We start from the raw sequence: 19,951 nt of genomic DNA on the forward strand, positions 1-19,951 counted from the left end.
GGTAAGCATCAATCTGCATGGGAGACTTTTTTTACCCGGCTACTTTTCCAAAAGAGCTTTGTTTTGTATTGAAACGAGAGCTTCTGTATGTTCCTTTTTTCGGCTGGGCGTTAGCTTCCTTGCGCATGATTCATATCAACCGCGGTGATCGCGAAAAAGCAAGAGAGGCAGTCGCTGCGCAAGGCAAGCAGGTGCTTAAAGAGGGTAGATGGATGGCTATTTTTCCAGAGGGGACTCGAACCTCGCGGCTCCTTTAAGCCTTACTGGAAAGGTGGTGTTCGTCTTGCCATCAGCACTCAGATTGATATTCTGCCAGTGGCACAAAACTCAGCTGCTATTTGGCCGAGAAATACTTTTCTCAAACGCGTTGGTTTAATTACGATGTCGATTGGACCTGTTATTTCAGTGCGGGGAAAGACGGAAGAGCAATTGCAATTAGAGGTAGAGGCGTGGATTGAGGGTGAGATGCGTCGCATTGACGCAGTCGCCTATTAGGCAATCAACCGGCCGAAAGTCTTTAGCTTTTCTGAATCTTCTTGCGGATGTAAAGAGGCTTCGTAATACGGGCGCCCACATCTTCTTCGCGGTCTTTTACGTCGACCACAAAGTCTTTTAAAACCTTATCGCCTGATTCTGCGGTGTTGATGATGTCATTAATTTTCTCTTGGGTGATTTCAAAAGTGGCATGAACAGCCCCTTTACCTGGTTTAAGAAATTCAATCTTAGCCGCTTGATCCCAAACGATATAGCTCTTACCGATATTTTGAGACACCATCATCATAAAGAAGGGATCAGTCATCGCAAAGAGACTGCCTCCAAAATGAACGCCAAGGATATTGCGATCTAACATGCCATGCTTCAGGCGCACCTTTGCATGACGAAAGTCCTTGGCGATTTTTTGAACGGTAAAGCCCGCCACTACAAACGGAGGCCATAGGTTCATGCCTCTGCGTAATAGGTTGGCGTTAATCACTGATTTCGATCTTTATTTGGGTGTCGTGGTCTTGCCCACCATCTTGGCTGCCCTCAAGAAATCAAAGTCTACGCCTTGATCAGCTTGCGTAACAGTATCTAAAAATAATTTCTTGTATCCACGCTCAGCGGTAGGTGAGGTGATGGGATTGTCTTTGATGCGCTGCGCAAGTTCTTCGTCTGAGATTAAAAGGCTAATCTCGCGATTCTTGACGCTCAAGCGAATGCGATCACCGGTGCGCACTTGCGCCAATGGACCGCCTATCGCGGATTCGGGTGTGACATGCAGCACAATCGTGCCAAAGGCGGTGCCACTCATGCGACCATCCGAAATGCGCACAATATCTTTAACGTCAGCACGCGCTAACTTCATGGGGATGTAGCCAGCTCCTGGCATGCCAGGAGCGCCTTTAGGGCCAATATTCTTAAGCACTCAAATATCTTCTGCTGTGACATCTAAATCAGGACTATCAATTCGGTTGGCTAAATCAGCAGCATCTTCAACAACTACGGCGCGACCTTCGTGCTCCATTAGTTTTTCATTGGCGGCAGATTGCTTAATGATGGCGCCACCAGGCGCTAAATTGCCGTGTAGGACTGCAATACTGCCACGCGGATAAATCGGCTTATCAAATGGACGCACGACATCTTGCTTAAAGCTAGGTGGACCTGCGTCCATTTCTTCGCCTAGTGTTCTGCCGGAAACCGTCATGGCATTAAGTTTTAATAATGGCTTGAGTTCACGCAGTAGGGTGGTCATACCCCACGCATCATGGAAGTTTTCCATGTAATGATCACCGAATGGTTTTAAATTAACCAGCACTGGAGTCTCATCACCCATCTTATCTATGGCATCTAAATCAATTTCCAACCGCATGCGACCAGCAATCGCAGCAAGGTCAACAATGCCGTTTGTACATCCACCAATCGCCAACAATACGCGCATGGCATTCTCAAAAGCGTCCGCCGTTAATACCTTATCAATAGTTAAGCCTTCTTTAGCCATCTTCACAGCGCAAGTACCGGTTTCTTCGGCGATGCGGATGCGGTCTGCGGTGACGGCTGTAGGTGTAGCGCCACCTGGAACAGTCATGCCCAGCGCTTCAGAAATGCAAGCCATGGTGCTCGCCGTTCCCATCACCGAACAAGTGCCAACGCTCGCCACTAACTGATCATTGACTTCATCCTTTTCTACCTCATCAATTTCGCCAGCGCGAAATTTACCCCAGTAGCGGCGGCAATCAGTGCATGCGCCAACCATCTCACTGCGATGTGAGCCGGTTAGCATAAACCCGGTAATCAGTTGAATTGCAGGCAATCCCTCTGAAGCGGCGCCCATCATTGGTGCTGGTATCGTTTTATCGCAGCCGCCGATCATCACAACCGCATCCATCGGTTGCGCGCGCAGCATCTCTTCCGTATTCATGGACATCAAATTACGCAAGTACATACTCGTCGGCGCGGCAAAACTTTCATGGATGGAGATTGTCGGAAACTCCATTGGTAAACCACCAGCCAACATGACGCCGCGTTTTACTGCTTCCAGTAGTTGTGGGGCATATTGCCGTGACACGGGTTATATGCGCTGCCAGTGTTAATGATGCCAATGACGAGGCGATCTACCGCGCTATTGGTGTAGCCGGCGCCCTTAATGAACGCTTTGCGCAAGCATCTTATTGTAGCGATGAAGTGCCCAATTTACCTATATGCCGCCGCCCCAGCGATACTGCCAGGCAACGCTAATAGCATCATAGCTATTGTTGGTTCTGGAATAGACACCTTTGCTACCGGTGAGCCGTATTGAATTGTGTTTGTTGATTGGGTACGACAGGGTGCTGCCAAAACGCCAGTTTTCTTGGGAATCATTAATCGGTAGGCCATTTACATAGGATTGGACGCCCATATAGTAAGTCGCATCCGCTGAAATCCAAGCCATATTCTCAAAGTAATAAATCCCGTGGGATTCAGTTGAGTACATCGGATTTTGAGAGAGTGTATTGCTGCCCATAAAACTCGTATTGCTTTTGTAAACGGTGGCCATACCAGCCAACTCTAAACGCCATGGGCCTATTGCTTGAGATGCGCCGATGCCGGGCTGAATTAAAGAGCGATTTGCCCCTACGTTCAACCTTTGTTCGCTGTTGTACTTACCCCAGGGGATGGATGCTGCCAGACTAGCCCCAATCATTAAATCCTGTTGATAGCTTTTGAATTCATCCAAAGAAAGTGCTGGCGCACCGTATAGATTGGCAGAGATTTTTACTACAGGGTCTTATAAGCCTTCGGCGGATGCGTTGATACTTTGGCGTCCCATGCTGCCGGCGCCTGAGAGTTGGGCGTAAGGCAAGAGTAGGCTCATCCTACCTGACTGCCCAAAAACATCAATAATGCGAGTGACAGTGACTGCCTCGGTAGTGAGGCGATAGGAGTCGCTTTTAGCTTGGGCTATGCCGCCGGTAATAAAGTTGATTCCAATGGGTGCATTGGAGTACTGGCGCGCTTCAATTTCTTGAGCAGAGGCTTGTTGGAAGAATATGCCAAGCAAGCAAAGTCAAAAAATTTTCACGTAAGACAAATGGAGCAATTATTTTTTGGAGCCAAATAAGATTGTCAGGGTAGCCGTATTGCCTAGGGCTTGATTGACGCCAATAAAAATCAAGTAAGGCCACACAATGAGCCAATAAAGAATAGACAGTGCAAAGATTCTGATCGGTGCTCCATTACCAAATGGCTGCCATAGAGGGTATAAAAGCATGGCTATTAATCAAGCCATGTATGCTTGCCTCAAGAAAATTCAATCCGAGAACAACAAACAGATAAATAAAGGACTCTAGAACAAGTGAACTCACTATTCCATGATCGTTGTTTACTTTGATTGGGTATGCTGCTTGTGCTATCAACATAAATTTGGCCGATATGCCCGCTTTGATCAGAGCAAAACCAAATACATCTAGTTGGATAGGGCGCTCTTCTAAGGCGGTTACTGCAAAAAAAATAAATTGCGCAAAACCAGGCGCCAAAGTACAGCTTCAAAGCAAAAGCCTTCTTCGCCTCTTCCTTGAGCTTTTCTTTCAGGTGATGGTGTCCACAGGAGTTATTCGTGTTGTTGGTCATATCAGTGTTTATTTAAAAAAAGAAGGCGAAATTGACTGAATTACTCGCCACAAGTGGCACATGAGCTAGCAACTTCTGCTGGAGCTGGTTCTTGCGTATAGCGTGCAATAAAAGCATGCTTACTAGTCATTGGAACTTTGATCCAAACAAAGTGGCCTGAGCCAGGCGCTACATCAATTGACTCGCCATTCATATTCCACATTTCCAATAAAGCGATATCGGTATTGCCGCTGGGTTCAATAATCTCAAGCTTATCGCCAACAGAGAAACGATTTTTCACATCAACCTTGATGCGTCCTGTTGTGGCATCCATATCCAAGGTCTCGCCAACATATAAGCTGCGCCCAGATAAGGAATGCCCGCGCATATACAGTTGATATTCTTTGTCGTGATGTCGCTCGTAAAAGCCATCGGTGTAACCGCGATTAGCAAGGCCTTCCAGATTACCTAATAAGGTGGTGTTAAATGGCCTGCCAGCAACAGCGTCATTAATGGCTGCTCTATACGCTTGAACAGTGCGTGAAACATAGTAGGGTGATTTGGTACGGCCTTCGATCTTGAAAGAATCCACGCCCATCTTGGTAAGGCGTTCAATATGCTCAATTGCTCGTAGATCCTTGGAGTTCATGATGTAAGTTCCATGCTCATCTTCTTCCATTGGCATCAAATCATCAGGACGACGGGCTTCTTGAAGCAGAACAACATCGCCACTGCCATTTTGCTGACCAGGCTTAACCTTGTAATCCCAGCGACAGGCATTAGTGCAGGCGCCTTGGTTAGAGTCACGATGGGACATGTAGCCCGATAACAGGCAGCGACCAGAATAGGCGATACACAATGCGCCATGTACAAAAACTTCAAGTTCCATTTCTGGACAGTCTTGACGTACTTCTTCAATTTCATCAAAGGAAAGTTCGCGCGACAAAATAACGCGGCTGATACCAACGGAGCGCCAGAATTTGGCTGAAGCACCATTTACAGTATTTGCTTGTACGGATAAATGAATGGGCATATCCGGCCAAGCTTCGCGTGCCATCATGATTAAGCCAGGGTCCGACATGATTAAGGCATCAGGCTTCAATGCAATCACGGGGTCCATATCTTTAATGTAGGTACGGGTCTTGCCACCATGAGGTAGTAAGTTGGAAACCAGATAGAACTTTTTGCTCATGTCATGAGCAGTATCAATACCCTGTTTTAAAACTTCAATCTTGCCAAAGTCGTTGTTACGTACCCGAAGAGAGTAGCGAGGTTGTCCTGCGTAAATGGCATCTGCGCCAAAGTCAAAGGCGGTTTGCAGCATCGAAAGGCTACCGGCAGGAGCGAGAAGTTCTGGAATTTTGGACATAGTGCTTATTTTAGTGTGCTGAAAGTCCTTGTGCTTCTCTGTTGAATCATGCGTGGAAGGCTATGAAAGAGGCTTGAATCGGGTTTTGTGTAATAAAAAAGCCCCTAGATTTCTCTAGTGGCTTGACTTTATTTGGCTCCTCGACCTGGGCTCGAACCAGGGACCTACGGATTAACAGTCCGGCGCTCTACCGACTGAGCTATCGAGGAATAATCCAGTATTATAGCAAGATGAAATCACTCCTTCCTACGTCTGTGCAGATCCCCAAAGTACTGACCATTGCTGGGTCGGACAGCGGCGGGGGCGGGCCTCCAGGCTGATCTCAAGGTGATTACCGCCTTGGGTGCATACGGCATGTCGGTGATTACCGCCATTACCGCCCACAATCCATTGGGTGTTATGCGGATTCAGGACATAGATTTGGATGTAGTGGAGGCTCAGATTGACGCTGTTTTATTGGATATTGGGGCTGATATTGTCAAAATCGGGATGCTGTCCAGCCCTGAGAGCGTTACAACGGTCTCTAAAGTCTTGCGTCTTCATGGTGTGAAGCGCATCGTGCTTGATCCCGTGTTGCGCGCCACATCGGGTGCTAGTTTGGGTGGCGACGACACTTCGCAAGCCATGATCGCTGAATTATTTCCAATTGCATTGCTCATCACTTCTAATTTGGATGAAGCTTCTTTATTGTTAGGTCGTGAGATCCGTGGTCCTAATGATTTCAAGTTAGCGGCAGAAGAGTTGCTTGAGATGAGGCCGCAAGCAGTGCTGATGAAAGGTGGCCACCTAGATAGTACGCATACTCAAATTACTGACTTCTTAATGTGGCGCACGATTGAAGACGGCCTAGAGGTGCTGCAGACAAAAGAATTCAAACACTACCGTGTGAATACGGTAAATACTCACGGCACAGGTTGCTCATTGGATTCTGCAATTGCCACCTATCTTGCGGGTGGCCATGATTTGAATCATGCGGTGGTTAAGGCGATTGCATATGTAGAGGCAGGCTTGGAGGCTGGGCGCTTTTTAAGTATTGGTGAAGGTCCCGGGCCACTATGGCACATGCACGACTTCTATCCAACAGCACTTCTTGATTAAAAAGAAAAGCGCTAATACAGATTCTTAAAGCAAGGCCGCTTTAAGCCTGCATTAATTGCTGCAGGTGTTTTACTGCAGCCTTTGGATCTTTGGCTTGGGTGATAGCTCGCACGACTGCTACTGAGCCGACACCACTTGTTGCTACCGCGTGAATGCTGTCTTGATCAATACCGCCAATGGCAACTAATGGATAGTGACTCATCAGTTTGGCGTATTGATATAGGCAACTAAGGCCTTGTGGTGCGGTAGGCATCTTCTTGGGATTGGTCGGAAACACTGCGCCCATTGCGATATAACTGGGACAAAAACGATCAGCATATGCCAGTTCAGCGTAACCATGAGTGCTTAAACCTAGTCGCAAGCCAGCGGTACGAATTTCATCTAAATCAGCGAGTTCTAAATCTTCCTGGCCTAAGTGAACGCCGTAAGCACCAGCATCTATTGCCTCTTGCCAGTAGTTATTAATAAAAAGCAGAGTCTTTCTGTCTTGCACTGCGGAAACGGATGCTTTGATTTGCTTGCTGAGCTTGGATCGCTCATCTGATTTAAAGCGTAATTGCACAGTGGGGATTTCCGCTTCAACCATGCGCTTTACCCAATCTGCATTGGGCATTACTCCATATAGACCCAGTCGCTTCGGACATTCTTTAAACGCATTGGGATTCATGTTGCGAGTCCACGGCAGTCAATCAAAATGCTCTGGTCTATTAGGCCACTTAAAAGGATTAAAGCCACCATCTTGCAAAGTCATACGCGACCAGGCTTTGCCAAGAGTTCTAGCATCCGATTCAATCAAACCCATTTCAATAGCCGCTAATGCGCCAGCTAGCTCATAGTGATCAATGGCTGACTCATTATCAATTTGTGGTGGTGGCGTGTTCAAACTAAACGCCGGAATCCCAATGCAGAGATCCCAATTGCGATGTGCCGCAACGATTTGGTCTGCTAGGTCACCAATCAGGCTCATAGCTTCAGTGTACTTAACTTATCCAATTAAGCTTGGTGCCAAAATGGTGTGCCCACCAAAGGGGTGCTTGCTTGAGCTGATTCTTGTGTTTTCATGGCGCCTGACAAGTAGGCAGCTCGGCCCGAATCTACTACCATAGCAAAAGCCTTAGCCATGACCACTGGGTCATCCGCCAAAGCCACAGCGGTGTTGAGTAAAACACCATCAAAACCCCATTCCATCACCGTGCAGGCGTGACTAGGAAGCCCCAATCCAGCATCCACCAAGAGTGGCACCTGAAGGCGATCTCGCAAGAGCTTCATGGCGTAAGGATTAAGTGGTCCTTGACCGGTGCCAATCGGCGCAGCCCAAGGCATCACTGCTTGGCAACCCACATCCACTAATCGTTGGCACAAGATTAAATCTTCAGTGCAATAAGGTAGAACCTTAAATCCATCTTTAATTAAGGTTTCAGCTGTTTGCGCTAAGCGCAAAACATCGGGTTGCAAAGTGTAATCATCGCCAATCAACTCTAGCTTGATCCAGGCTGTTTCAAAAACTTCGCGTGCCATTTGCGCGATGGCAATGGCCTCTTGTGGGCTGTGGCAGCCAGCGGTATTCGGCAGGACGGGAACAGCCATCTTTTTTAGTCGATCCCAAAAAGCCGTTATGGGCTTCAGCGGTAGATGTGCCTTGACGACGCAAACTTACCGTAATCATGGCTGGATTTGATGTTCGCACAGCGTTTTCTAAGACCTGTGGAGAGGGGTAGCGTGAGGTCCCTAAAAGCAAGCGGCTAGCAAAACTCTCGCCATAGAGAACTAGCGTATCAGTACTATTCAGATTGTTGGGTAAAGGGGCATTCATATGAAATTCGTTCGTTTTAAATCAACCGCCGGTAACGGGGGCGATCACTTCAATGTGGTCATTCTCATTTAAAACAAACTCAGCATATTTTGTCTTGGGTACAAAATTGAGGTTCACGGCAACGGCGTAGGGAGGCTTTGCATCGATAAGCATAAGCGCATCGCTCATCATGCTTTTGCTTGGTAATTCATCTTCGATTTGGTTGACGATTACGCGCACAGAACCTCTGTATGCTCTTTATCTTCCGTGATGCTCAGGTCGAGTTCTAACGCAGTCTTGCTTGTCTGATGCTCCAAAAGGTCAAGAGCGCAATCCAGTATTGCTGGCGCGATCATAAAACCATGGCGATATAAACCATTGATCATGATTAAATCCACAACCCCATTTTCTTTTCGCACCCGAATTTCAGGAAGATTATTTGTTAAGGTGGGGCGACACTGCGTAGCCATCTCCAAAATACGAGCTTCCGCAAAACCGCTGTGAACTGTATATACCGCGCTGAGTAATTCCATGGCTGAACGTACATTCATCTCAGAGAGATCATCAGACTCAATTTCAGTCACGCCAACTACGTAAATATCATTCTCTTTTGGGACGGTATAGATGGGATAGCGCGGATGAATTAAGCGAGTAGGGCGACGCAATTTCACTTCCGGTGCATATAGGCGTACCACTTCACCGCGAACACAACGTAATGTATTTGGCTTGCTTCCAGATGCCCAAGAATCTTTTGCGCCAGTACCACGACAATCAATGACTGCTTTGTAATTTGACTCTTTGCGCAACTCCTGCGGCTCAATTTCCGTATGCCAATGGCAATTCACTTTTAGCAACACCAATTCTGTAACCAGTGCATCCAATAATTGGCGGTTATCTGGTTGACCTTCATTGGGTAGGTAGAGGCCCTGGGTAAAGCGATCCGCAACACCAGGCTCAAGATCACGCAGAGCCTCAGTATTTAATTTTTGTGGAATGCTTAAAACGGGGTTGGAGCAACTATTCTTCTCTAAATGAGCAACAAAGCGCTCGGCATCACTAACATCTTGTCGATGTCAGAGAATCAGCGTACCGTCTTGCTGAAAGTAAACGGGCCTTGCAAGTTCCGCAATCAATGTCTTCCAGCGAGGCAGGCTATATAAGCCCATGCGAACGACTGAATCTTCAGTGATGGCGGATTCAGCAAGAGGTGCCAACATTGCCGCGGCAATACGTGCTTCAGCATGAGCTCCGTCAGGACCGCCTTTATCAAATAGGTCAACTTGAACTCCAGCTTTGGCAAGCGCTACTGCCAGCAAACGACCCATTAGGCCGCCACCAACAATAGCGTATTTGCTTTGAGAAAAGTTCAAGCTATTTGCCATCTCTGCAATCAACTCTTACTGATAAATCTCGCTACCGCGCTTGCGGAACTCTGCCGACATTTCTTCCATATCTTTGGATGGATCAGCCACTTCAGTAATTGGAATCACTGTTGCTTTAGGGTTTCCATCAGTATCTAATATATCGCCGCATAGTCGCGTACTTCTTGGGTGATCTTCATAGAACAGAACTTTGTCCCGCACATAGAGCAGAAGTGAGCAATCTTCGCGCCTTCAGCCGGCAGTGTTGCACCGTGATACTCGCGCGCACGCTCAGGGTCTAAACCGAGGTTGAACTGGTCTTCCAAGCGAAACTCAAAACGGGCTTTAGAGAGGGCGTTATCACATACTTGAGCGCCAGGTAAGCCTTTGGCTAAGTCGGCACCATGCGCTGCGATCTTATAAGTAATGATGCCTTCACGCACATCTTCTTTGTCAGGCAGACCCAAATGTTCTTTAGGGGTCACATAGCAAAGCATGGCGGTACCGTACCAACCAATTTGGGCTGCGCCAATACCGCTGGTAATGTGGTCGTAGCCTGGGGCGATATCGGTAATCAATGGTCCGATCGTGTAGAAGGGGGCTTCTAAGCAGTGTTTGAGCTCTTCGGTCATATTTTCTTCAATACGCTGCATTGGAACGTGACCAGGGCCTTCGATCATGACTTGTACATCATGCTTCCACGCTTTGGCAGTTAATTCACCTAGGGTATGGAGCTCGCCAAACTGGGCGGCATCATTCGAGTCAGCAATACAGCCTGGACGCAAACCATCACCCAAACTAAATGACACGTCATAGGCTTTCATGATGTCGCAAATTTCATCAAACTTGGTATAGAGGAAGTTCTCGTTGTGATGGGCTAGACACCATTTCGCCATGATTGAGCCGCCACGAGAAACAATGCCGGTAATACGATCGGCGGTTAACGGAACATAGCGCAGCAATACGCCCAAATGAATAGTGCAGTAATCCACGCCTTGTTCTGCTTGTTCAATCAGCGTATCGCGGAACATTTCCCAGGTGAGATCTTCGACAATACCGCCGGTTTTGTCTAATGCCTGATAAATTGGCACGGTACCAATTGGCACAGGAGAGTTTCGAATAATCCATTCGCGGGTCTCATGAATATGTTTACCGGTAGACAGATCCATGATGGTGTTGGCACCCCAACGAATGGACCAAACCATTTTTTCAACTTCTTCATTAATGGAGGCGGTAACAGCGGAGTTGCCAAAGTTGCCGTTAATTTTCACGCGGAAGTTGCGACCAATAATCATTGGTTCTAATTCAGGGTGATTGATGTTGGCTGGAATAATCGCGCGACCAGCTGCAATCTCAGAACGTACAAATTCACCGGTAATGATTTCAGGTAGGTTGGCGCCATAGCCTTTGCCAGGATGTTGCTTTAAGAGTTGCTTATAGGCTGGATCTTTGCGGAGTTGCTCAAGGCCAATGGATTCTCGCAAGGCAATGTACTCCATTTCTGGGGTAATGGTGCCTTTGCGGGCGTAATGCATTTGAATCACGTTGTGACCAGATTTAGAAACCCTTGGTGCGCTAATGTGTGAAAAGCATAAATTTTTGGGTTGCTTCATCGTGTTAGCGTGCAACACCATACTCTGAGCTGGGGCCTGCTAATTGAATTGTGTCGTTGCATTCCTCAATCCAAGCATCACGCAATCTAGGTAAACCCTTTTCAAGATTAATCACCACATCCGGATCACTATAAGGACAAGATGTGTCGTAAACAGGAACTGGTGGATTTGCCATGAGCTCCTCACCCACACGGGTCGGGAGCTGCTCAATCATGCGGATCGGCGCCTTGATATCGGAACGGGTGTCGGTCTGATGTAACTCCCCGCGCCAGCATTACCTGGATCGGGTTAAAGAGTCTTTCTCAGCGCCTTCAAGCTTAAGCCGCTTAGAAGGACCACCCTGTTTCATCCTTAAGAAGGCTTTAACCACGAATTGCTAAATGTCTGTATGACCCAAATCAAGTCATGGACGCAGCTTCGCCAAAAGAAATTTCAATAAAGCCGCTGACTTCGCCGTCCTGATTGGTGGGGACAAAGTTGTTGGCTAGCTCTAAATCATAAATGTAGAGTTGTTCATCATGAAAGCCTCGACCAAGAGAAGGGCGGCGCATATGCATGCGCCCTACGGGTTCAATTTGGGCGGCGATTTGTTCGGACACGCCAGCCTCTTCCCAGAGTGCTCGACGAGCGCTTACCCAAGGGATTTCATCGGCGGTGATGCCGACAGCAGCTAGGTTATCCAACTTACCAGGATCGGTTGGCTTGGTTTCGCTACGTCCGCCAAGCCAAATCGTATTGCCTTGTCTGCAGCCATTAATGTGAGTTGCCATACTGCGAAAACCAAAGGTGCGAAACGCACCACGCTCCATGCGAAAGTATTTGTGACCATTTTGATCAACCCAGGCAAAGTCCTCGTTGCGCCACCCTGGAATAAAACCACCTAAACGTATGCGATTCGCTAGCTGATAAAGACTGTTAGATAGAGATAGGTCTCTTGGCTTACCAGGCTGAATAGTCAGCTTGTCATGACTGATTGCAATTAGTGGAATCGACTCCTTGTGCAGCGACTATTGCAAATAGGGTATGAATTCGGGGTTGAGATAGCCGATGACTTGGTCGCCTAAGAAGCCCTGGGATAAGTAAATCGGCATGAAATCGGCGGGGGCCGGAGCGCGCTGTGTTTTGGAGCATTTCCTCGAGGGCGGCAAGCGCGCTAGTTGAAAGGCTGGTCATGGCCCTAAGTGTAAGGGAACTTGGCGGGTTGTACGCATAATGAGGGATCTCCATAACATACAATTACGTAGGTATTAGCTTAAATATTCATAAGCAATTACGCAAAATGGGGAAAGGCAATCTGCACAGAAATTAGGCAAGCTAGGTCAGACTATACAAATCTGTGACTTACGAAAACTTTTGAGGATTTATCCACAAAGCCTGTGGATAAGTATGGGGGAAATTTGGTCCCGCCGACAGGAATCGAACCTGTATCCCACGCTTAGGAGGCATGTGCACTATCCATTGTGCTACGGCGAGCGGTGTTAAAAAATAATTTGTGTTGAGCGAATTCTAAAGAATGATCAGTAATGCATTCAAAATTACCAACCACATAACGCCAATACTTGATTGGTGATGGCTACCATCATATCGGGTGCAAAGTACATTGAGAAAATAAATAACAAAATAAGCAAACCAAATCCATAAGAAATGATTTTCCACATTGCTGGTTTTTTTCTAAGCATTGGCAACTCGATGTATAGCGCGCTCTTTGACAGGAAGATTAACTAAGAAGGTAAACACGCCCAATCCAATCGCGCTTTCCCATACAACTAAATATGAGCCGGTTTGGTCGAATAAATAGCCACCCAGAAATGCGCCACAGAAACTGCCTAATTGGTGAGAGAAAAAGACAAACCCAGAGCGCATCGTTAAATACTTCACACCAAATATTTGCGCTACGATTCCATTGGTGATGGGAATGGTCGATAGCCACAAGAAGCCCATCACTGCCCCAAAAATATAAGTGCTCATTGGGCTTGGCGGTATCAATAAGAAGGCGGTAATGGCAAATGAGCGACCAAGATAGATTGCAGATAGTAAATAGCGTTTCGGAAAGCGTTGCCCTAAGATTCCTGAGCTGTAGGTACCAAAGATATTAAAGAGGCCGATTGGGGCAAGGGCAGTTGTGGCTACGACAGGTGCGCCTACCGCTGGGTAGTTGGAAGACAGATCTTTGAGATAGGGCGCCAAATGAACCGCAATAAATACCACCTGAAATCCGCAGACAAACTAACCTAATGTAAGTAAGCGAAAGCTGGGATTGTTTATCACTTCTTTTAAAGGTTGCTTAATGGTTTGATCGTCCAAATTGTGAGAGTGGGTGAAATGCTTCTCACGCAACATAAATGCCGTAGGAATCATGAGGCTTGCTATGCGCCCCAAAATGAGCAAGGCATCTTGTGCGYCATAGCCGCTAAGTAAACCTTGTTCGACTGGAATCATCAGGAATTGACCAAATGATCCAGCTGCCGCAGCAATGCCCATTGACCAAACTCTTTTTTCTGCGGGAACATTGCGACCTAGAATTCCGTAGACCATGCTGTAGGTTGTTGCTGTTTGCGCCAAGCCGATCAACAGACCGCCCGCTAAGGTGAAGTTCATGACATCGGAAGAGATGGCCATGCCCATCAACCCAAGCGCATACAAAATTCCACCGGCAACTATGATTTTGAAAGCGCCATAGCGATCAGCCAGGGCGCCAGTAACGGGTTGCACTGCGACCCAGATCAGATTCTGTAGGGCAATTGTTAAAGCAAAGGTTTCGCGACCCCAGCCATTGGCTGAAGTGATGGGTAGATTAAAAAGACCAAAACCATGGCAAATGCCCATGGATAGAGTCACCATGAGTCCATCGTAGATGAGGACCTGTCGCATAGAGAGGCCGAGTTTGGTACTTTGCTGGCTGATGGTTATTAGATGATTTCTTTGCTTCGCAATGCTTCAATAGCCTTGGCATCGAGCTTGAGGCGCTCATGCAAAATTTCTTCGGTATGTTGACCGAGCATTGGTGGTGCCATGCGCACTTCTGTAGGCGTCTTTGATAAACGCATAGGACTGGCTACTAATTTCATAGTGCCTACAGTGGGGTGTGGAACATCGATTTGCACACCACGATGTTTGACTTGCTCGTTTTCAAAAACTTCTTTGAAATTATTGGTTGGTCCACAAGGAACATTCGCTTGTTCGAACAGCTTGATCCACTCACTCTTGGATTTCTTGCGAGTCATCTGCTCTAAAAGCGGTATCAGTTGCTTGCGATGCTCGACGCGCAAAGGATTTGAAAAAAAGAGGGGGTTATCGGCTAAATGCGCTTCACCGCCCGCAATGACAAAATGCCTAAATTGGCCATCATTTCCTGCACCAAACAATCATCCAGCCATCCGAAGTGGGAAAGGTTTGGTAAGGGACGATGATCGGAGAAGCATTGCCCCAGCGCTTTGGCACTTCACCTGAGGTGAGATAGGCGCTGGAGACGTTTGCCATGACCGCTACCTTGGGATCAAGCAAAGACATAACAATGTATTGACCTTCGCCAGTGTGGTCACGATGGACTATGGCTGCCAGAATCGCGGTTCTGGCATACATGCCGGTGAAGATATCCGCAATCGCCACCCCTGATTTTTGTGGACTAGCTCCAGGAAAGTCATCAACCTCACCAGTAACGCTCATAAAGCCACCCATGCTTTGAATAATAAAATCGTAGCCAGGGTGATGTGCATACGGTCCGGTTTGACCAAAGCCTGTGATGGAGCAATAGACTAGGTCGGGCTTCACCTTGTTACGGATTTCATAGTCGATGCCGTACTTGGCTAGGTCGCCAACTTTATAATTTTCGATCACCACATCCGATTCGGCGGTTAGTTGGCGAATGAGTTCCTGGCCCTCAGGTTTGGCAATGTCGACCGTAATTGAGCGTTTATTGCGGTTAATGCAAATACAGTAGGCATATCCTTCTGTTTCATGGCCATTGGAGTCTTTGGCGAAAGGAGGCCCCCAATGGCGGGTGTCATCCCCAACTACCGGTCTTTCAACTTTGATGACGTCCGCACCCAAATCCGCTAGATTTTGAGCGCACCAAGGACCAGCCAAGACGCGGCTAAGGTCTAAAAAACGAATATGACTTAAGGCTCCCATCTCTTGATTTTGGCATTAATGACAGGGGAATTCCCGAACAATTCAGTCTAGAGTTCAGACATGACTACAATTTGCGCGCATGGTTACCCGTAAAACTTCCGAATACAGCGAATCGTCAATTCAGGTCCTAAAAGGGCTGGAACCAGTCCGTCAGCGGCCTGGAATGTACACCCGCACCGACAATCCTCTCCACATCATTCAGGAGGTGCTCGATAACGCTTCTGATGAGGCTTTTGGGGGATTTGGTAAGCAAATCATCGTCACAATGCATACCGATGGCAGTGTGAGTGTTGAGGACGATGGCCGCGGGATTCCGGTGGGTATGCATCCTACCGAGAAGTTGCCGGTGGTTGAAATCGTTTTCACCCAATTGCATGCTGGCGGTAAGTTTGAAAAAGGCACAGGTGGCGCCTACGCATTCTCAGGCGGTTTGCACGGTGTTGGTGTTTCGGTAACCAATGCATTATCTAAGAGGCTCGAAGTAACCGTTTGGCGTGATGGCCAAATGTCCACATTAACCTTTGCCGATGGCAAGGTGATTAAAAAACTAAAATCGATTGCCTCTTCAAAAGAAGACAAGTCACACGGCACACGCGTACGCGCCTGGCCGGATGGCAAATACTTTGATAGTTCAGCTATTCCGATGCCTGAGCTTATACGCTTATTGCGCTCTAAGGCGGTTCTATTGCCCGGTGTCAAAGTTACCCTGATCCAAGAGAAAAGTGGCGATACCCAAACTTGGCAATATGCCGAAGGCCTGCGTGGCTACTTAAATGAAGCTATCGCACAGGCTGGACACGGCGTAGAGGTGATTCCACCATTTGCAGGTGAGCAATACGCCACTGGCACTGGGGATGATGATTCCTTTGCTGAAGGTGAGGGCGCGGCTTGGGTGGTTTGCTGGACCGAAGATGGCGCGCCAGTGCGAGAGAGTTATGTGAACTTGATTCCGACTCCCGCTGGCGGTACACATGAAAGTGGTTTGCGTGAAGGCCTATTCAATGCGGTTAATGGCTTTATCGAAATGCATGCTCTGCAACCAAAGGGTGTGAAATTAATGCCAGAGGATGTGTTTGCCCGCGCATCTTTCATCTTGTCTGCAAAGGTTTTAGATCCACAATTCCAGGGTCAGATTAAAGAGCGCCTCAATTCTCGTGATGCGGTACGTTTAGTTTCTGGCTATGTTAAATCTGCTTTAGAGCTCTTGCTTAATCAGCACGTTGATTATGGGCGCAAGTTAGCGGATCTCGTCATTAAACAGGCCCAGGAAAGAACTCGCGCCGGCCAAAAAGTCGAGAAGAAAAAATCTTCTGGTGTAGCGGTTCTACCGGGCAAGTTGACCGATTGTGAAAGTCAAGATATCGGCATGAACGAAATCTTCCTCGTGGAGGGGGACTCAGCAGGCGGCTCGGCCAAAATGGGCCGCAATAAGGAATATCAAGCCATTCTGCCTTTGCGTGGCAAAGTCCTTAATACCTGGGAAGCCGAGCGAGATCGCTTGTTTGCCAATAATGAAGTGCATGACATCGCAGTGGCGATTGGCGTTGATCCACACGGTCCGAATGAGAATCCTGATCTATCGAATTTGCGTTACGGCAAGGTTTGCATTCTTTCTGATGCGGACGTCGATGGCGCGCATATTCAGGTTTTACTCTTGACGCTGTTCTATAAGCATTTCCCTAAATTAATTGAGTTGGGTCATGTGCATATTTCGAGGCCCCCTCTATTTAGAGTAGATGCACCGGCACGCGGCAAGAAGCCGGCGCAAAAGATTTACGCCTTGGATGCTAGCGAACTGCAAGCGATTGAAGATAAGTTACGCAAAGATGGCATTAAAGAAACTGCTTGGCAGATCTCCCGCTTTAAAGGTTTAGGTGAAATGAGTGCAGAGCAACTGTGGGATACAACCTTAAATCCTGATACACGCCGTTTATTCCCGGTGACCCTAGGCGCTTGGACTGAAGACGAAACATTTAAAACAATGGATATGTTGATGGGTAAGTCTGAATCTGGGGCCCGTCGTGATTGGCTCGAAGAACGTGGCAATGAAGTAGAGGCTGATATCTAATGACTACTAAAAAGACTCTTGGAAAAAACACTCCAGCCGATCAGGCGGATTTATTATCCAATCCGATTGAAATGGACGTTGTTGAGGTAGATGAAGCGCCAGTAATAGCGGCATCATCGAATGGTGGATCAGGCAATCACGATCCTAAAACCATTGATCTGAACGAAGACGGCAAAGACAGCTTAACCCTCGCTGTCTACGCAGAACGTGCCTATTTAGATTACGCCATTAGCGTTGTTAAAGGCCGCGCATTGCCAGATATTGCTGATGGCCAGAAGCCAGTTCAGCGCCGCATCTTATTCTCCATGAGTGAGATGGGTCTGCGTGCTGATGCCAAACCAGTAAAAAGCGCTCGTGTAGTGGGTGATGTGCTTGGTAAGTTCCATCCGCATGGCGACCAATCCGCTTACGACGCTTTAGTACGCTTAGCGCAAAGTTTCTCATTGCGTTATCCATTGATCGATGGTCAAGGAAACTTCGGTTCTCGTGATGGCGATGGCGCGGCAGCAATGCGTTATACCGAGGCACGTTTGACCAAGATCGCTAGCTTGCTCTTAAGTGAGATTGATGAAGGTACGGTGGATTTCGCACCAAACTATGATGGTTCATTCCAAGAACCTAAATTGTTGCCAGCACGTCTTCCATTTGTGTTGCTCAATGGCGCTTCTGGTATTGCAGTGGGTATGGCAACCGAAATTCCTTCACATAACTTGCGTGAAGTAGCCTCTGCAGCTGTGGCTCTCATGAAGTCTCCTAAAATGAGCACTGCAGAGTTGCTCGAAATAATGCCTGGCCCTGACTATCCGGGTGGCGGACAAATTATTTCTTCTGCCGCGGAAATCGCGCAAATTTATGAAGTGGGGCGCGGCAGCATTAAGGTGCGCGCGCGTTGGTCTATCGAAGAACTGGCTCGTGGACAATGGCAGATTGTTGTGAATGAATTGCCACCGGCAACCTCATCTCAACGCGTCTTACAAGAGATTGAGGAGATTACGAATCCGAAGGTGAAGGTTGGTAAAAAGACCTTAACACCAGAACAAAATAACCTCAAATCGACTATTTTGAATGTGCTCGATGGCGTGCGCGACGAGTCCAGCAAGGATGCCGCGGTGCGCTTGGTCTTTGAGCCCAAGAGCAAGAATATCGACGTGAATGAGTTCGTCAATCTATTATTGGCTCACACTTCACTGGAGTCCAATGCGCCAATGAATTTGGTGATGATTGGCAACGATGGGCGTCCACGTCAAAAGGGCTTGAAAGAAATTCTCTCCGAGTGGATTGCGTTTAGGGTGGCTACAGTTACTCGCAGAACGGAGCATCGTTTGGGTAAAGTAAAAGACCGCATGCATATCTTGGAAGGACGTTTAACCGTTCTTCTGAATATTGATAAAGTCATTAAGATTATTCGCAATAGCGATGAACCCAAAGCGGATTTGATCAAAGAGTTCAAACTAAGTGATCGTCAGGCCGAAGATATTCTGGATATTCGTTTGCGTCAGTTGGCTCGCTTAGAAGGCATTAAGATTGAGCAAGAGTTGAAAGAGTTCAAGTCTGAACGTGATGATTTAGAAGGTTTATTGCAAAGCGACACCGTCTTGCGTAAGCGCATCATTAAAGAGATCGAATCCGACATGAAGGATTTCGGACATGATCGTCGTACTCTGATTCAAGAAGACAAACGCGCTGTAGCTGAGACTAAAGTCATTGATGAGCCGGTAACGGTAATTGTTTCTCAAAAAGGCTGGGTACGTGTACGTCAAGGCCATGAACACGACCCAACTCAATTTAGCTTTAAAACTGGCGATGCTTTGTACGCCACTTTTGAGGTGAGGACAGTTGACGTGATCCAAGGCTTTGGCAGCGATGGTCGTGTCTACACTGTTCCTGTTAGCGAATTGCCCGGAGCCCGTGGCGATGGATCTCCTTTGACTCGTTTTGTGAATTTGGCCGCTGGGTCGCAGATGGTTGCCTACTACGCGGGACAACCTGATGACTTGGTCTTGCTTTCTACAAAAGCGGGTTATGGTTTCTTGGTTAATGTTGCGGACATGAGTACTCGTAATAAGGCGGGCAAATCATTCTTAAGTATCGATGCCAAAGTTCCTGGTGATGCGCCATTAGGTGCCGCTAAGGTGAAAGTGGGTATGAAACAAGTTGCCTGCTTATCTGAAGCCTCTAAATTACTAGTCTTCCCATTGGATGAAATTAAACGTCTGCCAACGGGTGGCAAAGGCGTCATTCTGATGGGCTTGGACGATAAGGAGTTTTTAGCTTCCGCTATAGCGGTAGGGTCTGATGGGGCTACTTATTCAGGGTCTGGTCGTTCGGGCAAGCCTACTGAGCTCAGTTTAGACGCGAAAACCTTAAAGTCATTTGCGGGCAACCGTGCACGTAAGGGGCATTTTGTTGAGCCACGTTTGAAAGATGCGAAGCTAAAAGCAAATTAACTTACTT

The 19,951-nt window shown here is 47.5% G+C and carries 15 protein-coding genes, 2 tRNA genes and 6 pseudogenes; 6 read left to right on the forward strand and 17 right to left on the reverse strand.

Annotation, left to right across the window (positions count from 1 at the left end; genetic code table 11):
• Positions 1-17: 17 nt before the first annotated feature.
• Together DXE35_RS04180 and DXE35_RS04185 are read left to right on the forward strand one after the other, a co-directional pair.
• Positions 18-257 (forward strand): lysophospholipid acyltransferase family protein, encoded by a 240-nt coding sequence (locus DXE35_RS04180; protein WP_114689670.1) that lies wholly within the window; start codon positions 18-20, stop codon positions 255-257.
• Between the two features lie 58 nt (positions 258-315).
• Positions 316-495 carry a hypothetical protein gene (locus DXE35_RS04185; protein ID WP_114689671.1) on the forward strand — a complete coding sequence of 60 codons (180 nt, stop codon included), beginning with the start codon at positions 316-318 and terminating at the stop codon, positions 493-495.
• Between the two features lie 22 nt (positions 496-517).
• On the opposite strand, the gene DXE35_RS04190 is transcribed toward DXE35_RS04185, so the two are convergent.
• From DXE35_RS04190 to DXE35_RS04205, 4 genes and pseudogenes are all read right to left on the reverse strand, one after another.
• A complete protein-coding gene (locus tag DXE35_RS04190; RefSeq protein WP_114689672.1) occupies positions 518-943 on the reverse strand; it encodes a DUF4442 domain-containing protein in 426 nt (141 codons plus the stop codon).
• Between the two features lie 42 nt (positions 944-985).
• Positions 986-2,640 (reverse strand): annotated as a pseudogene (locus tag DXE35_RS04195) (IlvD/Edd family dehydratase); the annotation flags it as partial.
• Positions 2,641-2,674: 34 nt separating this feature from the next.
• Positions 2,675-3,193 (reverse strand): transporter, encoded by a 519-nt coding sequence (locus DXE35_RS04200; RefSeq protein ID WP_114689673.1) that lies wholly within the window; start codon positions 3,191-3,193, stop codon positions 2,675-2,677.
• Between the two features lie 51 nt (positions 3,194-3,244).
• Positions 3,245-3,517: a hypothetical protein gene (locus DXE35_RS04205; protein ID WP_114689674.1), complete on the reverse strand. Its 273-nt coding sequence runs from the start codon at positions 3,515-3,517 to the stop codon at positions 3,245-3,247.
• A 317-nt stretch (positions 3,518-3,834) separates the two neighbouring features.
• On the opposite strand from DXE35_RS04205, the gene DXE35_RS09265 reads away from it, so the two are divergent.
• Entirely contained in the window at positions 3,835-4,125 is a 291-nt protein-coding gene (locus DXE35_RS09265) for a hypothetical protein (protein ID WP_162784957.1), read from the forward strand.
• A gap of 1 nt (position 4,126) precedes the next feature.
• Here DXE35_RS09265 and trhP read toward each other — a convergent pair whose 3' ends face one another.
• Both trhP and DXE35_RS04220 read right to left on the reverse strand, forming a co-directional pair.
• Positions 4,127-5,434 (reverse strand): prephenate-dependent tRNA uridine(34) hydroxylase TrhP, encoded by a 1,308-nt coding sequence (gene trhP / locus DXE35_RS04215; protein ID WP_114689675.1) that lies wholly within the window; start codon positions 5,432-5,434, stop codon positions 4,127-4,129.
• Between the two features lie 133 nt (positions 5,435-5,567).
• A tRNA-Asn gene (locus DXE35_RS04220) sits at positions 5,568-5,643 on the reverse strand.
• 70 nt (positions 5,644-5,713) lie between these two features.
• Here DXE35_RS04220 and thiD point away from each other — a divergent pair.
• Positions 5,714-6,532 (forward strand): bifunctional hydroxymethylpyrimidine kinase/phosphomethylpyrimidine kinase, encoded by an 819-nt coding sequence (gene thiD / locus DXE35_RS04225; protein WP_231969999.1) that lies wholly within the window; start codon positions 5,714-5,716, stop codon positions 6,530-6,532.
• Between the two features lie 40 nt (positions 6,533-6,572).
• Here thiD and thiE read toward each other — a convergent pair whose 3' ends face one another.
• The 11 genes and pseudogenes from thiE to DXE35_RS04270 form a co-directional block, all read right to left on the reverse strand.
• Positions 6,573-7,199, reverse strand: a complete 627-nt coding sequence (gene thiE, locus DXE35_RS04230; RefSeq protein WP_197713965.1) for a thiamine phosphate synthase — start codon at positions 7,197-7,199, stop codon at positions 6,573-6,575.
• An 18-nt stretch (positions 7,200-7,217) separates the two neighbouring features.
• Positions 7,218-7,499 carry a hypothetical protein gene (locus tag DXE35_RS09635; protein ID WP_197713966.1) on the reverse strand — a complete coding sequence of 94 codons (282 nt, stop codon included), beginning with the start codon at positions 7,497-7,499 and terminating at the stop codon, positions 7,218-7,220.
• A 26-nt stretch (positions 7,500-7,525) separates the two neighbouring features.
• Positions 7,526-8,345, reverse strand: a pseudogene (locus DXE35_RS04235) (thiazole synthase).
• 21 nt (positions 8,346-8,366) lie between these two features.
• Positions 8,367-8,564: a sulfur carrier protein ThiS gene (gene thiS / locus DXE35_RS04240; RefSeq protein ID WP_114689676.1), complete on the reverse strand. Its 198-nt coding sequence runs from the start codon at positions 8,562-8,564 to the stop codon at positions 8,367-8,369.
• A pseudogene (locus tag DXE35_RS04245) lies at positions 8,555-9,706 on the reverse strand (FAD-dependent oxidoreductase). The gene thiS and the pseudogene DXE35_RS04245 overlap by 10 nt, the downstream one beginning before the upstream one ends.
• A 15-nt stretch (positions 9,707-9,721) precedes the next feature.
• Positions 9,722-11,548 (reverse strand): annotated as a pseudogene (gene thiC, locus DXE35_RS04250) (phosphomethylpyrimidine synthase ThiC); the annotation flags it as partial.
• Positions 11,549-11,696: 148 nt separating this feature from the next.
• Positions 11,697-12,068 (reverse strand): NUDIX domain-containing protein, encoded by a 372-nt coding sequence (locus DXE35_RS10340; protein ID WP_231970001.1) that lies wholly within the window; start codon positions 12,066-12,068, stop codon positions 11,697-11,699.
• Positions 12,069-12,696: 628 nt separating this feature from the next.
• A tRNA-Arg gene (locus tag DXE35_RS04260) sits at positions 12,697-12,771 on the reverse strand.
• A gap of 62 nt (positions 12,772-12,833) precedes the next feature.
• A complete protein-coding gene (locus DXE35_RS09270) occupies positions 12,834-12,977 on the reverse strand; it encodes a hypothetical protein (protein WP_162784958.1) in 144 nt (47 codons plus the stop codon).
• Positions 12,970-14,169: pseudogene (locus DXE35_RS04265) on the reverse strand (MFS transporter). The gene DXE35_RS09270 and the pseudogene DXE35_RS04265 overlap by 8 nt, the downstream one beginning before the upstream one ends.
• 38 nt (positions 14,170-14,207) lie before the next feature.
• Positions 14,208-15,429, reverse strand: a pseudogene (locus DXE35_RS04270) (CaiB/BaiF CoA transferase family protein).
• A gap of 79 nt (positions 15,430-15,508) precedes the next feature.
• On the opposite strand from DXE35_RS04270, the gene DXE35_RS04275 reads away from it, so the two are divergent.
• Together DXE35_RS04275 and parC are read left to right on the forward strand one after the other, a co-directional pair.
• Positions 15,509-17,497 carry a DNA topoisomerase IV subunit B gene (locus tag DXE35_RS04275; protein ID WP_114689677.1) on the forward strand — a complete coding sequence of 663 codons (1,989 nt, stop codon included), beginning with the start codon at positions 15,509-15,511 and terminating at the stop codon, positions 17,495-17,497.
• A 71-nt stretch (positions 17,498-17,568) separates the two neighbouring features.
• Entirely contained in the window at positions 17,569-19,944 is a 2,376-nt protein-coding gene (parC, locus tag DXE35_RS04280; protein WP_174220957.1) for a DNA topoisomerase IV subunit A, read from the forward strand.
• The last annotated feature ends 7 nt before the right edge of the window (positions 19,945-19,951 follow it).

The organism is Polynucleobacter necessarius (assembly GCF_900095215.1).
Lineage (GTDB): Bacteria > Pseudomonadota > Gammaproteobacteria > Burkholderiales > Burkholderiaceae > Polynucleobacter > Polynucleobacter necessarius_H.

Bases quoted from the DNA above. Each gene is read 5' to 3' on its own strand.
- DXE35_RS04180 (WP_114689670.1), top strand. From the start codon at position 18: ATGGGAGACTTTTTTTACCCGGCTACTTTTCCAAAAGAGCTTTGTTTT.
- DXE35_RS04190 (WP_114689672.1), bottom strand. From the start codon at position 943: ATGAACCTATGGCCTCCGTTTGTAGTGGCGGGCTTTACCGTTCAAAAA.
- trhP (WP_114689675.1), bottom strand. From the start codon at position 5,434: ATGTCCAAAATTCCAGAACTTCTCGCTCCTGCCGGTAGCCTTTCGATG.
- thiE (WP_197713965.1), bottom strand. From the start codon at position 7,199: ATGAATCCCAATGCGTTTAAAGAATGTCCGAAGCGACTGGGTCTATAT.
- DXE35_RS09635 (WP_197713966.1), bottom strand. From the start codon at position 7,499: ATGAGCCTGATTGGTGACCTAGCAGACCAAATCGTTGCGGCACATCGC.
- DXE35_RS10340 (WP_231970001.1), bottom strand. From the start codon at position 12,068: ATGGCAACTCACATTAATGGCTGCAGACAAGGCAATACGATTTGGCTT.
- DXE35_RS09270 (WP_162784958.1), bottom strand. From the start codon at position 12,977: ATGCTTAGAAAAAAACCAGCAATGTGGAAAATCATTTCTTATGGATTT.
- DXE35_RS04275 (WP_114689677.1), top strand. From the start codon at position 15,509: ATGGTTACCCGTAAAACTTCCGAATACAGCGAATCGTCAATTCAGGTC.
- parC (WP_174220957.1), top strand. From the start codon at position 17,569: ATGGACGTTGTTGAGGTAGATGAAGCGCCAGTAATAGCGGCATCATCG.